The sequence below is a fragment of the Burkholderia sp. AU17457 genome (genome assembly GCF_002223255.1).
GTDB classification, from domain to species: Bacteria; Pseudomonadota; Gammaproteobacteria; order Burkholderiales; family Burkholderiaceae; genus Burkholderia; species Burkholderia sola.
The window spans coordinates 1,952,998-1,967,190 of the sequence record NZ_NKFB01000005.1 but is presented as its reverse complement, the minus strand read 5'-3'; the positions used below and the strand labels follow the sequence as shown (position 1 = coordinate 1,967,190).

The 14,193-nt window shown below is 68.5% G+C and carries 15 protein-coding genes and 1 pseudogene; 10 read left to right on the top strand and 6 right to left on the bottom strand.

All coding sequences use genetic code 11. From position 1 onward, the window contains the following. Window positions 1-179: 179 nt before the first annotated feature. The gene (locus tag CFB49_RS26150; RefSeq protein WP_089492686.1) at window positions 180-2,510 is read left to right on the top strand and encodes a TonB-dependent receptor; all 2,331 of its coding nucleotides are present in this window, start codon (window positions 180-182) and stop codon (window positions 2,508-2,510) included. A 54-nt stretch (window positions 2,511-2,564) separates the two neighbouring features. On the opposite strand, the gene CFB49_RS26145 is transcribed toward CFB49_RS26150, so the two are convergent. Next, window positions 2,565-3,539, bottom strand: a complete 975-nt coding sequence (locus tag CFB49_RS26145; RefSeq protein ID WP_249190470.1) for an alpha/beta fold hydrolase — start codon at window positions 3,537-3,539, stop codon at window positions 2,565-2,567. Between the two features lie 345 nt (window positions 3,540-3,884). On the opposite strand from CFB49_RS26145, the gene CFB49_RS26140 reads away from it, so the two are divergent. From CFB49_RS26140 to CFB49_RS26105, 7 genes are all read left to right on the top strand, one after another. Then, entirely contained in the window at window positions 3,885-5,921 is a 2,037-nt protein-coding gene (locus tag CFB49_RS26140) for a sigma-54-dependent Fis family transcriptional regulator (protein WP_089492684.1), read from the top strand. A gap of 312 nt (window positions 5,922-6,233) precedes the next feature. Further along, window positions 6,234-6,308: a pyrroloquinoline quinone precursor peptide PqqA gene (gene pqqA, locus CFB49_RS26130; RefSeq protein ID WP_006485436.1), complete on the top strand. Its 75-nt coding sequence runs from the start codon at window positions 6,234-6,236 to the stop codon at window positions 6,306-6,308. Window positions 6,309-6,368: 60 nt separating this feature from the next. Further along, window positions 6,369-7,292, top strand: coding sequence for a pyrroloquinoline quinone biosynthesis protein PqqB (pqqB, locus tag CFB49_RS26125; RefSeq protein WP_089492683.1), 924 nt, complete (start codon window positions 6,369-6,371; stop codon window positions 7,290-7,292). A gap of 2 nt (window positions 7,293-7,294) precedes the next feature. Continuing rightward, window positions 7,295-8,014, top strand: coding sequence for a pyrroloquinoline-quinone synthase PqqC (pqqC, locus tag CFB49_RS26120; RefSeq protein ID WP_050012262.1), 720 nt, complete (start codon window positions 7,295-7,297; stop codon window positions 8,012-8,014). Continuing rightward, the gene (gene pqqD / locus CFB49_RS26115) at window positions 8,011-8,292 is read left to right on the top strand and encodes a pyrroloquinoline quinone biosynthesis peptide chaperone PqqD (protein ID WP_006480620.1); all 282 of its coding nucleotides are present in this window, start codon (window positions 8,011-8,013) and stop codon (window positions 8,290-8,292) included. Before pqqC ends, pqqD begins: the two co-directional genes overlap by 4 nt. Before the next feature lies 1 nt (window position 8,293). Next, window positions 8,294-9,433 (top strand): pyrroloquinoline quinone biosynthesis protein PqqE, encoded by a 1,140-nt coding sequence (gene pqqE / locus CFB49_RS26110; RefSeq protein ID WP_069617472.1) that lies wholly within the window; start codon window positions 8,294-8,296, stop codon window positions 9,431-9,433. Then, entirely contained in the window at window positions 9,421-9,669 is a 249-nt protein-coding gene (locus CFB49_RS26105) for a TonB family protein (RefSeq protein WP_179234947.1), read from the top strand. Before pqqE ends, CFB49_RS26105 begins: the two co-directional genes overlap by 13 nt. An 18-nt stretch (window positions 9,670-9,687) precedes the next feature. On the opposite strand, the gene CFB49_RS26100 is transcribed toward CFB49_RS26105, so the two are convergent. Beyond that, window positions 9,688-10,026, bottom strand: a complete 339-nt coding sequence (locus tag CFB49_RS26100; protein ID WP_069617470.1) for a helix-turn-helix domain-containing protein — start codon at window positions 10,024-10,026, stop codon at window positions 9,688-9,690. A 78-nt stretch (window positions 10,027-10,104) separates the two neighbouring features. On the opposite strand from CFB49_RS26100, the gene CFB49_RS26095 reads away from it, so the two are divergent. Both CFB49_RS26095 and CFB49_RS26090 read left to right on the top strand, forming a co-directional pair. After that, window positions 10,105-11,004: a hypothetical protein gene (locus CFB49_RS26095; protein ID WP_089492681.1), complete on the top strand. Its 900-nt coding sequence runs from the start codon at window positions 10,105-10,107 to the stop codon at window positions 11,002-11,004. 207 nt (window positions 11,005-11,211) lie between these two features. Further along, window positions 11,212-11,448, top strand: coding sequence for a hypothetical protein (locus CFB49_RS26090; protein WP_069617468.1), 237 nt, complete (start codon window positions 11,212-11,214; stop codon window positions 11,446-11,448). Between the two features lie 153 nt (window positions 11,449-11,601). Here CFB49_RS26090 and CFB49_RS26085 read toward each other — a convergent pair whose 3' ends face one another. From CFB49_RS26085 to CFB49_RS26070, 4 genes and pseudogenes are all read right to left on the bottom strand, one after another. Further along, the gene (locus CFB49_RS26085; RefSeq protein WP_176730169.1) at window positions 11,602-12,477 is read right to left on the bottom strand and encodes an alpha/beta hydrolase; all 876 of its coding nucleotides are present in this window, start codon (window positions 12,475-12,477) and stop codon (window positions 11,602-11,604) included. 196 nt (window positions 12,478-12,673) lie between these two features. Beyond that, window positions 12,674-12,808, bottom strand: a pseudogene (locus CFB49_RS26080) (alpha/beta fold hydrolase); the annotation flags it as partial. Beyond that, entirely contained in the window at window positions 12,805-13,611 is an 807-nt protein-coding gene (locus tag CFB49_RS26075) for a DinB family protein (RefSeq protein WP_069617466.1), read from the bottom strand. The gene CFB49_RS26075 and the pseudogene CFB49_RS26080, both read right to left, overlap by 4 nt. Before the next feature lie 112 nt (window positions 13,612-13,723). Next, a complete protein-coding gene (locus CFB49_RS26070) occupies window positions 13,724-14,155 on the bottom strand; it encodes a YciI family protein (protein WP_069617465.1) in 432 nt (143 codons plus the stop codon). Window positions 14,156-14,193 lie beyond the last annotated feature (38 nt).

Sequence of the window (14,193 nt, the reverse complement as noted above, 5' to 3'; positions counted from 1 at the left end):
GCAGTCTGCTGAACAGCGGGCCGCCGGTTGCACGCATGCCTTTCACAAAGCGAGGTGCGGCGCAGCGCGCACCGCTTGCGCTCGCGGTGCTGGCACGGTTCTCGCACGTGGGCTTCGCGACAACGCGGCGCCGCGGTGCATCGCACGGGCCGGCGGAATATAAATGCGGAGACAACGGAATGATCAGGAGACCAAAGGCAGCCGCGCGCGACGGCGCGACGCGGCGCGGTCGGCGTGCGCGATGCATCGGTACGACCGTCGGCGTGCTGGCGCTGTTCGGCCTGCCGCCCGGCAGCGTGCGCGCGCAGCAGCAGGCCGACGGCGGCGCGATCGCGCCGCCCGAGCCGGCCATCGTGCTGCCCGCGGTGGTCGTCGTCGGCACGACGCCGCTGCTCGGGATCGGCACGCCGCTGTCGAAGGTGCCGGCGAACGTGCAGACGGTGCGTGCGGCGGAACTCGACGTGCAGCACCGCGCGACGCTCGCCGATTTCTTCGCCGCGAACCTGCAGAGCGTGACGATCTCGGATGCGCAGGGCAACCCGTACCAGACGGACGTCAACTATCGCGGCTTCACCGCGTCGCCGCTGCTCGGCACGCCGCAGGGGCTGTCGGTGTTCGTCGACGGCGTGCGCGTGAACGAGCCGTTCGGCGACGTCGTCAACTGGGACATCCTGCCCACGCAGGCGATCGACCGCGTGCAGGTGATTCCGGGCTCCAACCCGGTGTACGGGCTCAACACGCTCGGCGGTGCGCTCGCGATCACGACGAAGAACGGCAGGTCGAGCCCGGGCGGCGAGGCGGAGGTGTCGGGCGGTGCGTGGGGCCGCAAGACCGCGAGCATCGAGCAGGGCGGCACGATCGGCCCGAACCTCGACTACTACGCGACCGCGAACGTCGCGAACGACGGCGGCTGGGCCGACCATAACGCGAGCCGCGTGCGACAGGCGTTCGGCAAGCTGCGTTACACCGATGCGGATACGACGCTGTCGATCGCCGCAGGCGGCGCGGACAACACGCTGTCCGGCACCCAGACGATCCCGCGCTCGTTCCTCGACAACCGGAAGCAGGCGTATACGTACCCGGACCGGAACCGCAACAGCGCCGGCTACCTGACGCTGTCGGGCGACCGCTTTTTCGGTGAAAACGTCGAATTGAGCGGCAATGCGTACTACCGGCACCTGCGCAACGCCAACACGAGCAGCAACAACAATACGGATTACGGATCGGTGAACGACGACGGCACGGTCGACATGGTGCAGGGCAGCAACGCGCAATCGACGATCGTCACCGACAGCTACGGCGGCAGCATGCAGCTCACGCTGCTCGGCAAGCTTGGCGGGATGGCGAACCGGCTGGTCGCGGGTGTCTCGGCCGACGTCGCGAACTCGAGCTACGTTGCATCATCGCAGGACGCGTCTTTCACCGATGCGCGTGCGGCGATCGGCATCGGCGATTTCGTCCGGCAGACCAGCGCGAAGACGCGCAACGCGAATGTGGGCGTGTACTTGAGCGACGCGCTGTCGCTGACGCCGGACTGGACGGTGACGCTGTCGGGCCGCTACGACTGGTCGAAAGCGCAGATCGGCGACGAGAGCGGCGTGCAACCGCTGCTCGACGGCACCCATGTGTTCTCGCGCTTCAATCCGGCGGTCGGGCTCAACTGGAACCCGGTCGCGGGCTTCACCGCATATGCGGCCTACAACGAAGGCATGCGTTCGCCGACCGCGATCGAACTCGCGTGCGCGGATCCGGCCGCGCCGTGTTCGCTGCCGAACGACTTCATCGCCGACCCGGCGCTCAAGCCGGTCATCTCGAAGACGTTCGAAGCCGGCGTGCGCGGCCGCATCGGCGCGGCGACGACCTGGAGCGCCGCGGCCTACCGCACGACGCTGACCGACGACATCCAGTTCATCAGCAGCCCGGCCAGCGCGCAGGGCTACTTCCGCAACGTCGGCGATACGCGGCGGCAAGGGATCGAGCTCGCCGGCCGCACGCGGTTCGGCCCGCTCGGTGTCGGGCTGTCGTACAGCCATGTCGATGCGACCTACCGATCGTCGTGGATCGAACACAGCCCCGCGAATTCGACGGCCGATGCGAACGGCAACGTGACGGTCAGGGCGGGCGACCGCATCCCCGGCATTCCCGCGCATACGGTGAAGCTGCGGCTCGACTACGCGGCGACGCCCGCGTGGGACATCGGCGCGAACGTCGCATGGCGCAGCGGCGTGTACGCGCGCGGCGACGAGAACAACGGGGACGTGAACGGCCGGATCGCGGGCTACGTGCTGGTCGATCTCGACATGCGTTACCAGGTCACGAAGCGGTTCGAGGTGTTCGCGAGCGTGACGAACGTGTTCGACAAGCGCTACGCGAGCTTCGGCGCACTCGGCCAGAATTTCTTCAACGGGCCGAACCATACGTTCGACGGCGCGAATCCGGTGAATGAGCAGTTCGTCGGGCCGGGCGCGCCGCGCGGCGCGTGGGCCGGTATGCGCTATGCGTGGGATTGAGCATGATGCGGCCGCGTGGGCGGTCCCGTCGTGACACGACCGGGCTCCGGGCCGTCACGTGAACGGCACCGTCGCGAACATCGCATGCACGGCGCGGGCGACGCTGCGCGCCAATGCCGGGTCGCTTGCCAGATGCCCGGCCTTCACGCGCTCGACGTTCGCTTCGGGCACGGCGCGCGCGAGGCGCTCGACGTTGCCGACCGGACAAACGGGATCGTCCATCCCGTGCGCGGCGAACAGCGGCACGCCGGCCTGTGCGGCCCGTCGCGCGAGCGCGAGCACGCGGCGCTCGCCGAGCCAGCAATCGTGTTGCAGGTAGTGCGCCTGGATCCGGTATTTGTCGATCAGCCGGCCGATGGTCTTCTCGGACCGGACCGCGCGCACGGGCGAGCGGCGTGTGCGTGCCGACCCGAGGATCGCGTTTTCGTAAGCGTGCCACGCGAGCGCGACCGCGCGCTGCCGGGCTGTGTTCGCGCCGTGGCGCAGCCCCGCCGCGCAGCGCGACAGCAGGCGATCCGCCCGGCCGCCTGCCGCTGCATGCAGGCGCCGCCATTCGCGCGGCGCACGCGTGCGGGACGTCATGAACAGCCCGCGAACTTCGCGTGGCGACGTCAGGAACAGGCCGCGCAGCACGACGCCTGTCACCCGTTCCGGATACGTGCCCGCATACGCGAGCGCGAGCGCGGCGCCCCACGATCCGCCGACGACGCCCCAGCGTGCAATGCCGAGCTGCGCGCGCACGGCTTCGAGATCCGCGATCAGTCGCGCGGTGGTGTTGTGACGCGTGCCGCCGCGCGGTGTCGACGCGCCCGCGCCGCGCTGGTCGACGAGCACGACGCGCACGCGGGCCAGGTCGAACAGCCGCAGGATGCCGGCCTGGCTGCCGCTGCCGGGCCCGCCGTGCAGCACGACGACCGGATGGCCTTGCGTGGCGCCGGCCACGGCGAACGCGATCGATTGCGCGTCCCGGTGCAGACGTCCGCGAACGGGCGTGACCGGTGACGCCGATGCGTCGGGCAAGGCCGGCATTGCGTGCGACGGCGTGGATCGATTCGGGCGACGTGTCATGTCGATAGGGGGCCGGGGAATCGGGAGGCAACCGCCATGCGGCCGGGCAGCGGCCGCATGGGTTCTGCGATAAAACCAGAAACGCGCCAGCCGCGAGGATCCGGATTCGCACGGGTAGTCATGCGCCGGGAATTCGCGGTATCACGAAGGCCTGGCCGTCGCGCGACGCGACACGCCCGGCCGCGTCCGGATGATTCATTACATCATCCTTTCAATTTATTGCGTGGCGCAAGCGTGGCCCGATGCTTGCTTGCAATGACGGCAAAGAGTCCGGCAGTTGACCGGAAGGATCCCCCGGAGGAGACAATGCGCGATGACGTAGAGCAGGCGGCCGGGTCACGGGCCGCGCATCCCGCTGGCTGGCCCGCGCCGTCGATCCAGAAGGCCCACGAGCGTTCGGAGACGTTCGGCCTGCAGGTATCGGCACGGCCCGACTACGACGTGCTGTCGAACGCGGCGCTGGTGCTCAAGCGCGAGCAGAGCCGGGTGCTGTGCGTGCACGCGATGCCGGTGATGGAGACGCTGCACGAGCAGATCGTCAACACGCAGAGCATGATCGTGCTGACCGATGCGGAAGGGCTGATCCTGCATTCGATCGGCGACGACGATTTCCTGCGCCGCGCGGAGAAGGTCGCGCTGCGCCCGGGCGCGAACTGGGCGGAGAGCCGGCAGGGCACCAACGCGATCGGCACGGCGCTGGCCGAGCTGTGCCCGATGGTCGTCCACGGCGACCAGCACTTCCTGGCCGCGAACCGCTTCCTCACCTGTTCGAGCGTGCCGATCCTCGATCCGTACGGCGACGCGATCGGCGTGCTCGACGTGACGGGCGACCACCGCAGCTATCACCAGCACACGATGGCGCTCGCGAAGATGTCGGTGCAGATGATCGAGAATCATCTGTTTACGACGACCTTTCAGGAAACGCTGCAGGTGTCGTTTCATGGCCGTCCCGAGTTCCTCGGCACGCTGATGGAGGGGATCGTCGCGTTCACCGCCGACGGACGCTTCCTGTCGGCCAATCGCAGCGCGCAGTTCCAGCTCGGCATGCCGCTCTCGGCGCTGCGCGCGCACACGCTGTCGTCGCTGTTCGACATCACCAGTGCGCAGCTGATCGACCGCATGCGTGCGAGCACCGACCGGCACCTGATGCTCAATCTCGGCAACGGCGCGGTGGTCTGCGCGCGCGTGCACTTCCGCCGCGCGACGCTCGCCGAAGGCAGCCGGCCGACGGACGTCCACGACGCGGGCGCGTCGGCCGCGCGCGCGAACGCGGTGCCCGCGCCGGCGGCCGGCCTGTCGCGGCTCAACTATCTCGACACCGGCGATGCGCAGGTCGCGTGCGTGATCGCGAAGGTGCGCAAGGTGATCGGCAAGGACATCCCGATCCTGATCACCGGCGAGACCGGCACCGGCAAGGAACTGCTCGCGCAGGCGATCCACAACGACTCGCCGCGGCGCGACGCGCCGTTCGTCGCGGTCAACTGCGCGTCGATTCCGGAGACGCTGATCGAGTCCGAGCTGTTCGGCTACGAGGAGGGCGCGTTCACCGGCGCGCGTCGCAAGGGGGCGATCGGCAAGCTGCTGCAGGCGAACGGCGGCACGCTGTTCCTCGACGAGATCGGCGACATGCCGTATCCGCTGCAGGTGCGGCTGCTGCGCGTGCTGCAGGAGCGTCTCGTGAATCCGCTCGGATCGACGAAGACGATTGCCGTGGACATCGCGATCATCTGCGCGACGCACCGCGACTTGCGCGAGATGATCGCGCAGAACCGTTTCCGCGAGGATCTCTACTACCGGCTGAACGGCCTCGTGGTGCGCCTGCCGCCGTTGCGCGACCGCACGGATCTCGCGGTCGTCGTGCAGAAGATGCTGCAACGCGAGGCGTTTGCGGGGCCGGGCGGGCCGTCGCTGTCCGTCGCGCCGGACGTCATGGAGTTGTTCGTGCGCTGCACGTGGCCGGGTAACTTCCGCCAGCTCGGCAACCTGCTGCGCACGGCGGCGGCCATGGTCGACGACGATGGCGAAATCCGGCGCGAGCACTTGCCCGACGACTTCTTCGACGACCTGCGGTGCGGCGGTGTCGCGCAGACCGGGCACGCCGTGCCGGCCACGCCCGATTCGCCCGCCGCGGCGAGCGCCGGGGCCGGGTCGGGCGCCGCGGACGCGTTGCCTTCGGTCGATGCGCGCCTGCAGGACGTCGCCGCGTCCGCGATCGCCGCCGCGCTGGCCCGTCACGGCGGCAACGTGTCCGCCGCCGCGCGCGCGCTCGGCGTCTCGCGCAACACGATCTACCGGAAGATGCCGGCCGCCGATGCGGGGCGCCAGCCGTCCGACGAAAGCTGACGCGCTCGTCGCGCTGTGCGCGACCTGTCACAGCCGGTGTGTCAAGTTGCAACACCCGTGTTCAACGATTCAACACCTGTGACCACCCGCGGACATCGTTCCGCCGGGGTGGCGGAACGCATTCGCGCGAATTGTGTCGGCGATTCGTAAGGATGGTGCCCCGATGCCCGGATGAGGGCCGTCTACCGCCGCCGGGCCGCCGAAATGCGGCTTCGGCACGCTCCTTGCTGAAGATGAATCGACCGCTCGATTGCCGCGGTTGTTCGACTCACCCAGCAACGCATCCATCATCAACTCGACAGGAGACACACCATGCAGTGGACGACACCGTCTTACACCGACCTGCGCTTCGGCTTCGAAATCACGATGTATATCGCCAACCGCTGATCGCCGTGCGTGCCGCCCGTTTCGCCGTGATCGGCACGGGCGGCCTCGGGAGCTGACGCCATGAAGATCAAGATACTCGGCTCGGGAGCCGGCGGCGGGCTGCCGCAATGGAACTGCAATTGCGCGAACTGCCGCCGTGCGCGCAGCGGAAGCGGCCATGTACTGCCGCGCACGCAGTCGTCGATCGCGGTCAGCGACGACGGCGTCGACTGGGTTCTCGTCAACGCGTCGCCCGACATCCTTTCCCAGTTGCGCGCGGATCCGGACCTGCAACCGGCGCGCGCGATTCGCGACAGCGGCATCGCCGCCGTCGTGCTGTGCGACGCGCAAATCGATCACGTGACGGGCCTGCTGATGCTCCGCGAGCGCTCGACGCCGCTGCCGCTTTACGCGAGCGCGCCGGTGCTCGACGACCTGTCGACCGGCTTGCCGCTCGTGCCGCTGCTCGGCCATTACTGCGGCGTGGCCGCCCACACGATCGTGCCCGGCGAGCCGTTCGCGGTGCCGGCGGCGAGCGGGATCCGTTTCACCGCGCTCGCCGTCGACAGCAAGCCGCCGCCTTATTCGCCGCGGCGCGCGTCGGCCGCGCCCGGCGACAACATCGCGCTGTCGATCGAAGACGTCGCGAGCGGGCGGCGCGCGTTCTATGCGCCGGGGCTCGCGTCGGTCACCGACGAGGTACGTGCGGCCATGGACGGCGCCGATCTCGTGCTGGTGGACGGCACGTTCTGGACCGGAACCGAGATGATCGATCTCGGCCTGTCGGGCAAGCACGCGGCCGACATGGGGCATCTCGCGCAGTGCGCGGAACCCGGGCGGCCCGGCATGATCGACTGGCTCGACACGCTGCCCGCGCGAACGCGCAAGGTGCTCACGCACATCAACAACACGAACCCGATTCTCGATCCGCATTCCGTCGAGCACGCGCACCTGCGCGCGCACGGCATCGACGTCGCACACGACGGCATGCAATTCCAGGTCTGACGATGAACGCACCGATCCCCGCTACGGCGTTGCATGCGACGCCCTGGACCGCGACCGAATTCGAGGCGCGCCTGCGTGCGCTCGAATCGCGCTATCACATCCATCATCCGTTCAACCGGCGGCTCAACAGCGGCGCCTGTTCGCCCACGCAGATCCGCGGCTGGGTCGCGAACCGCTTCTACTACCAGATCTGCATCCCGCTCAAGGATGCGGCGATCCTGTCGAACTGCCCCGACCGCGAGACGCGGCGCCGCTGGATCCAGCGGCTGATCGATCACGACGGGCAGGGCGACAACGAAGGCGGCATCGAGGCATGGGTGCGGCTCGGCGAGGCGTGCGGTCTGACGCGCGACGAGCTGTGGTCGCTCGAACACGTGCTGCCCGGCGTGCGTTTCGCGGTGGATGCGTACGTGAACTTCGCGCGGCGCGCGCCGTGGCAGGAAGCGGTGTGCTCGTCGCTGACCGAGATGTTCGCACCGCAGATCCATCTCGACCGGCTCGCGGGCTGGCCGTCGCATTACCCGTGGATCGAGCCGGCCGGGCTGCATTACTTCCGCAGCCGCGTGCCGCTCGCGCAGCGCGACGTCGAACACGGGCTCGCGGTCACGCTGCAACATTTCACGACACCGGACGCGCAGCAGCGCGCGCTCGGCATTCTGCAATTCAAGCTCGACATCCTGTGGTCGATGCTCGATGCCGTCGAAAAGGCCTACCCGTTATGAACGCGATCGAAGCCGCCAGCGGCGTGCCGCTGCGCCCCTGCCTCAGGGGCATGTACCGCCTGCAATGGGAGGCGGCCCAGGATGCGTACGTGCTCCTCTATCCGGAGGGCATGGTCAAGCTGAACCCGAGCGCGGGCGAGATACTCGCGCGCTGCGACGGCACGCGCGAACTGGACGACATCATCGGCGAGCTCGAGCGCCTGTTCATGCAATCGGATCTCGCGACCGACGTCTACCGTTTCCTCGATCATGCGCGACTGCGCGGCTGGCTGGACTGACATGACACCCGACACGCCCCGTCCGTCCGCGCCGCTGTGGCTGCTCGCGGAACTCACGTACCGCTGCCCGCTGCACTGCGCGTTCTGCTACAACCCGGTCGACTTCGCGACGCACGGCGCGGAGCTCGACACCGACGCGTGGCGCACGGTCATCAGCGAGGCACGCGCGCTCGGCGCCGCGCAAATCGGCTTCTCGGGCGGCGAGCCGCTGCAGCGCGGCGACCTCGAGACGCTCGTCGCGCATGCGCGCGGGCTCGGCTTCTACACGAACCTGATCACGTCGGGCATCGGGCTGAACGTCGCGCGCATCGAGCGGCTCAAGGCCGCCGGGCTCGACCACATCCAGTTGTCGCTGCAGGATTCGACGCGCGAGCTGAACGATTTCCTGACCAGCACGCGCACGTTCGAACTGAAGCGCGACGTCGCGCGGCTGATCAAGGCGCACGGCTACCCGATGGTGCTCAACTGCGTGCTGCATCGCTACAACCTGCCGCACGTGGGGCAGATCATCGAGATGGCGCTCGATCTCGGCGCCGATTACCTGGAACTCGCGAATACGCAGTACTACGGTTGGGCGATGCTCAATCGCGACCAACTGATGCCGACGGTCGAACAGGTGCGCGAGGCCGAGGAAACGGTCAACCGCTATCGCAAGCTGGTCGGCGAGCGCTGCAAGATTCTGTTTGTCGTGCCCGACTATTTCGAGCGCCGCCCGAAGGCGTGCATGAACGGCTGGGGCTCGGTGTTCCTCGGCGTCGCGCCGGACGGCACCGCGCTGCCGTGCCATGCCGCGCGGTCGCTGCCGGGGCTCGCGCTGCCGAACGTGCGCGACCGGTCGCTGCGCGAAATCTGGTACGACAGCGATGCGTTCAACGCGTTTCGCGGCGACGACTGGATGCGCGAGCCGTGTCGCACGTGCGACGAGCGGCATGCGGATCATGGCGGTTGCCGGTGTCAGGCCTACCTGCTGGCCGGCGATCCGAAGGAGGCCGATCCGGTGTGCGCAAAATCCGCCCATCACGGGCAGGTCGAACAGGCCGTGCAGTTCGCGCGACGTCGCGCGCCGAGCGACGAACAGCCGCTGGTTTTCCGCAGCAAGGAGAATTCGCTCGCGCAATGCGGCGCGGCGTGCGACGGCTGACGGGGCGCCGCCAGGACGACGGCAGGGGCGAGCCCGGCACCGCGCTCGTCGAACTGGAAACCGATGCGGCAGGCCGGATGGTCGCCGCGCATGTCGTGACCGGCAGCGACTATCCGCGCCGCGATGTCGCGGCACGCGATGCGGCGCTGGCGGGCCGCTGCGCGGCGCATGCAGAAAACGGCGCGCCGTCGCCGATGCGGGCGCGCGTGCCGATCACGTTCAATCTCGATGAATGACCGGGCACGTTGGCGACATCACCCGTCGTCCGCCTTCGCCTGCAAACCCTTCAGCCCCTGAATCACGACCAGCAGCGCGCGCCCGTGCTCGTCCGACCCGTCCCACGCGTCGACGATCGCGTCGCGCAGCAGATCGTTGTACCGGCGGCGCGACGGCTCGGTATCGACACCATAGAAACTGCATAGCTTGTTGAATGGCGCGCTGCGGCGCAGCCGGTGCCCGTTCGACAGCCGCAGGCGCGATACGGTTGGCTGGCTGACCCCGGAAAGTCGCGCAATTTCGCTAGACGAGCGTGTGTCTGCCATCAAGCGGCGCAACAGGTCTTGAACGGGAAAATCTTGGTCCGGGGCTTCCATGCGATGCATTATACCTATACAGTTACGGCTGTTGAATGGGCTTGCTGTCAGCAGCGAGGCTGTATCCCGAGAAAGTTGATGACACTGAAACACCTCCCTCCCACGTTCTGCTGGACCAAGATCGGCGCCGAGTCCGGCGAGGAACTGCCGACCGTCGTGCTCCGCAAGGAATGGGAGCGCAGGCTCGGGGGCGGGCGTTTTCTGTGGGGCATCAACCAGCCGCTCGGCAGCAGCGCGCAAGTCGCCGCGCATCGCACGGGTTCGCTGCTCGCGTTGTTTTCGCCGGTCGCGTCGCGTCCGCGCGCGGGCGAGCGCAAGGACGCGCTGTTGTGGAATGCGTGGGTCGACGCAAGCGGTCAGGTGCGGCCGTTGCCGCCGCACACGTTCATCGCCAGCCGCTCGACGTTGCCGTCGGGCCGGCGTCGCGAGCAGCACTACGCGCTCGTGTGCGCGTCGTCCACCGCGCTGACGGTCGGCACGCAGTTGCGCGTGTTTCCCGACCATCTTCGCAGCGTGAGCACGGGCAGGCCGCTGGGCGCCGCGCAGGGCGCGGCCGTGGTCGACTGCATCGGGCGTGCGAAGGAGCAGACGGGCAAGAGCTATCCGCTCGCGCTGTCGGTCGAGCTCGAGGCGCCGTATTTCGTGCGGCTCGCGCAGCCGTGCGTGCTGAAGGTGCGCGATCTCGCGGAAGTGAACAAGGCCACGCGCGCGGGCGATTTCGATCGCTTCGTCGAGCTGGTCGCGCGCTTGCGCGGCCGTTCGCCGACGGACGCCGTGCGCGGCGTCACGCGCGACCTGTTCGACGTGCCGCCGATCGAAACGGCGGCTGCGTACGTGGCGCCCACGCATGTCGCGCGCCTGCGCAACCGGCCGGCGGCCGAGCATCCGCGCGATCTCACCGGCGATCTGTTCGACCTGTCGCCGGGCGAGGCGGCCGCGTTTGCCGGGCTGGCGCATCCGCGCATCGGGCGCGCGTGACGCCGGGCGCGGCGCCATTCGCGCAAGAATTTGTTGCAATCTCGCCGTAGCGGATCGTCGAGCGCGGAGCGACAATCGGCACGAAGCGCGCGGTGCGGCGGCCAATGCGTCGACGTGCGACGGGGCGGGATTCACGCCGCCGACATGCGTACCACGCACACTGAGCGTCGGCGTGCTTCACACTGCAATCCTGACGGAGGAGTGTCGATGTCGACCCAGACCCACATCTGTTCGCCGGAAGCACGGGCCGCACAACGCTTCGTCGAAGCCACGCGCAACGTCGATCAGGCGTTTCGCGCGGTGCGCGGCGAAAGCGACGACGACGGCTCGTCGGCCGAATACGCACGCGCGATGTCGCGTCTCGATCGCGCGCTCGACGAGCTGGCGCGTGCACAGGAATTCTTCGATCGCGTCGTCGGCGCGGACGCCGCGCACGGCAACTGACGGCTTCGTCGTTTCTCTTTTTCGCACGTCGGGTGACGCGCATTCGTCTTTCGGCCAGGCGCGCTGCCCGGCCGGTTCATCATTCCGTTTCGATTGTCGACGCGAGGCCGTGCGGCCCTCAACCGGATCGGCGCGTTGAGCGTCAGCTGCGCATCAGCCCGCGCGCGTCGTGCCCGCTGCCGGCGGCGCGGCACGGTACGCGTAGCCGCGATGCTGGAACGACGTCGCGAAGAACCGCATCTGGTAGCGGATCGCATTCGCCCAGTAATCCCAGGTATGGCCGCCCGGCCGCTCCGCATAGTCGTGCGGCACGCCGAGCGCGACGAGCCGTTCGTGCAGCGTGCGGTTCGAGTCGACGAATGCATCGTCGCGGCCGCAATCGATCGTCAGGTCGAGATGGGCGCGCACGAACGCCCGCGCGCTTTCGACGATCACGTTGCGGTTCCAGAACGACGGATGGCGATCGGGATCGCCGAACACGTGGGCGATCCCCGGCTCGCCCGTGCAGCAGCGCGGATCGACCGCGCCGCTGATGCTGCCGACCGCGCCGAACGTGTCGGGCCGGTCGAGCGCGATGCGCAGTGCGCCGAAGCCACCCATGCTGAGGCCGGTGATCGCGCGCGCATGCTGGGTGGCGATCGTGCGGAAATGCAGGTCGACATAGGACACGACTTCATCGCCGACGAAGGTCTCGTAGCGGCTGCCCGAATCGAACGGGCTGTCGATGTACCAGCTTTCATGTCCGCCGTCGGGCATCACGAGGATCACGCGATAGCGGTCGGCCAGCGCGGCGATGTGCGTGTTCGACGTCCAGTCGGTATGGTCGCCGCCCGAGCCGTGCAGCAGATAGACGACGGGGTAGCGCTCGCCGCGGTTGTCGCGCGCGTAATCGTCGGGCAGCACGATGGTGGCCTTCAGCGTTTCGCTCATCGCGGCGCTCGGAATCGCGACGACCCGCGCATGAAAGGCGAATGCAGGGCTCGTGACGGCGAGCAGCAGTAGCAGCCAGAAAGTACGTGCCAGGTTCATCGATCCTTGCATGTGTCGATCCAGTCCGGGGCGGGGGGCCGGGAAAACCCTGTTTCGACGACTTTAGCAATCGCGCCTTTCAACCATATTTCGACAAACCCTACGGGTTGTCAGCCGGACGGCTTGCATCCGATGCGCGCGACGGCGACGCGCAACGCATCGGGCCGCTCGGCCGCGATCAGGTGCGCGCAACCGGCGATCGTGTCGGGCGGCGTGGCGCGATGTGCGCCGTAGTCGAGCAGATCGGGCGCAGATGCGGGCCGTTCCATCCGCGCACGTCGAACGTGCCGATGAAACCGTGAATGAAGACGACGGGCGAGGGCGGGATCATGCGGCCGCCGCTGAAGGCAGGGGCGGCAATTCGAGTTCGGCGAGCAGTTCGTCGAGTTCGAGCACGTGCGTGCGATCGTGATCGAGCAGTTCGCGCACGAGTTCGTCGAGCGACATGCGGCGGATGCCGTCGCGCAGCCCGCAGCGCGCGAGTTGGGCCGGCTCCAGCGCGGCCGCGGTGGCGCACAGCGCGGCGCGCCCGCTGCCGAATGCCGCGACGGCGAGATCGAGCGGCTGGGCGAGATAGTCGCGTTGCGCGGCGAGCGCGGTGCCGTCGACGGATTCGATCACGGGAAGCTCGGCCGTGCGCACGGCGTCGATACGCGCGGCGAACACCGCATCGAGATCGCGCAGGTGGCACGCATGTTCGACGAGCGAGAAGCCGGTGCCGGCCGGGCGGCGCGTGGCCAGCGCGGCCGGTACGTGCGCGGCGTAAGCGGCGAGCCTCGCGGGCATGCGCGCCAGCGCGGCGACGACGTCGGCGAACGGCAGCCGGTGCGGGGATGCGCTGAACACCGCGCCATAGCTGAACAGCGCACCGCCGAGCCGCCCGCGCGGCTGCGCGACTTCATGGCCGTGGCGGCGCATGACTTCCGCGACCATCGCGCCGCAGAACTGGCGGGCCGTCGTGTCGGCTTCGATTTCGGGGAATTTGCGCGCGATCTCGTCCTGGATCGCGCCGATCGCGGCGACACCGACGCGCGACAGCGCCGCGAACTCTAGATAGCGTTCGGGCTGTTCGATCAGCGCTTCGAGTTGGGCGCCGAGCGGGGTCAAGCGGAAACGGTCGAAACGGGAATGCATGTCGAAACCCTGTCTTGTAACGTATCAAAACGATACGTTACTAAGCGGGGCCTCGTCAACCGGCTCGTTCGGGCACTCCGCGGGCCCCGCCCGCGCCGCCCGGTTGCCCCGCTCAGCGCGTCTGCCGCGCGTCGATTTCCGCGAGGATGCGCGCTTCCTGCGCCTGAAGCTCGGGCGTAAACGCGTCGCCGAATTCGTCGAGTTCGTACAGCGGGCGGATCTCGATGTCGGAGTCGCCGGGCATCGGGTTCGGGCAGCGCCTCACCCACTCGACGGCTTCCTCCATCGATTTGACCTGCCACAGCCAGTAGCCGGCGACGAGCTCCTTCGTTTCGGCGAACGGGCCGTCGACGACCGTGCGGTTCTTGCCGGAAAAGTGCACGCGCTTGCCGCGGCTGCTCGGGTGCAACCCGTCGGCGGCGAGCAGGACGCCCGCTTTCACGAGTTCCTCGTTGAACTGGCCCATCGCGGCCAGCATGTCGGTGTCGGGCAGCCGGCCGGATTCGGAATCGGCGGTGGCCTTGACGATGACCATGACGCGCATTGTCGTCTCTCCTTGAAAGGGAACAGGGCGTTTGCCGA

Coding starts and splice junctions, on each gene's coding strand:
- CFB49_RS26150 (WP_089492686.1), top strand. CDS start 180: ATGATCAGGAGACCAAAGGCAGCCGCGCGCGACGGCGCGACGCGGCGC.
- CFB49_RS26145 (WP_249190470.1), bottom strand. CDS start 3,539: ATGCCGGCCTTGCCCGACGCATCGGCGTCACCGGTCACGCCCGTTCGC.
- CFB49_RS26140 (WP_089492684.1), top strand. CDS start 3,885: ATGCGCGATGACGTAGAGCAGGCGGCCGGGTCACGGGCCGCGCATCCC.
- pqqB (WP_089492683.1), top strand. CDS start 6,369: ATGAAGATCAAGATACTCGGCTCGGGAGCCGGCGGCGGGCTGCCGCAA.
- pqqC (WP_050012262.1), top strand. CDS start 7,295: ATGAACGCACCGATCCCCGCTACGGCGTTGCATGCGACGCCCTGGACC.
- pqqD (WP_006480620.1), top strand. CDS start 8,011: ATGAACGCGATCGAAGCCGCCAGCGGCGTGCCGCTGCGCCCCTGCCTC.
- pqqE (WP_069617472.1), top strand. CDS start 8,294: ATGACACCCGACACGCCCCGTCCGTCCGCGCCGCTGTGGCTGCTCGCG.
- CFB49_RS26100 (WP_069617470.1), bottom strand. CDS start 10,026: ATGGAAGCCCCGGACCAAGATTTTCCCGTTCAAGACCTGTTGCGCCGC.
- CFB49_RS26095 (WP_089492681.1), top strand. CDS start 10,105: ATGACACTGAAACACCTCCCTCCCACGTTCTGCTGGACCAAGATCGGC.
- CFB49_RS26090 (WP_069617468.1), top strand. CDS start 11,212: ATGTCGACCCAGACCCACATCTGTTCGCCGGAAGCACGGGCCGCACAA.
- CFB49_RS26085 (WP_176730169.1), bottom strand. CDS start 12,477: ATGAACCTGGCACGTACTTTCTGGCTGCTACTGCTGCTCGCCGTCACG.
- CFB49_RS26075 (WP_069617466.1), bottom strand. CDS start 13,611: ATGCATTCCCGTTTCGACCGTTTCCGCTTGACCCCGCTCGGCGCCCAA.
- CFB49_RS26070 (WP_069617465.1), bottom strand. CDS start 14,155: ATGCGCGTCATGGTCATCGTCAAGGCCACCGCCGATTCCGAATCCGGC.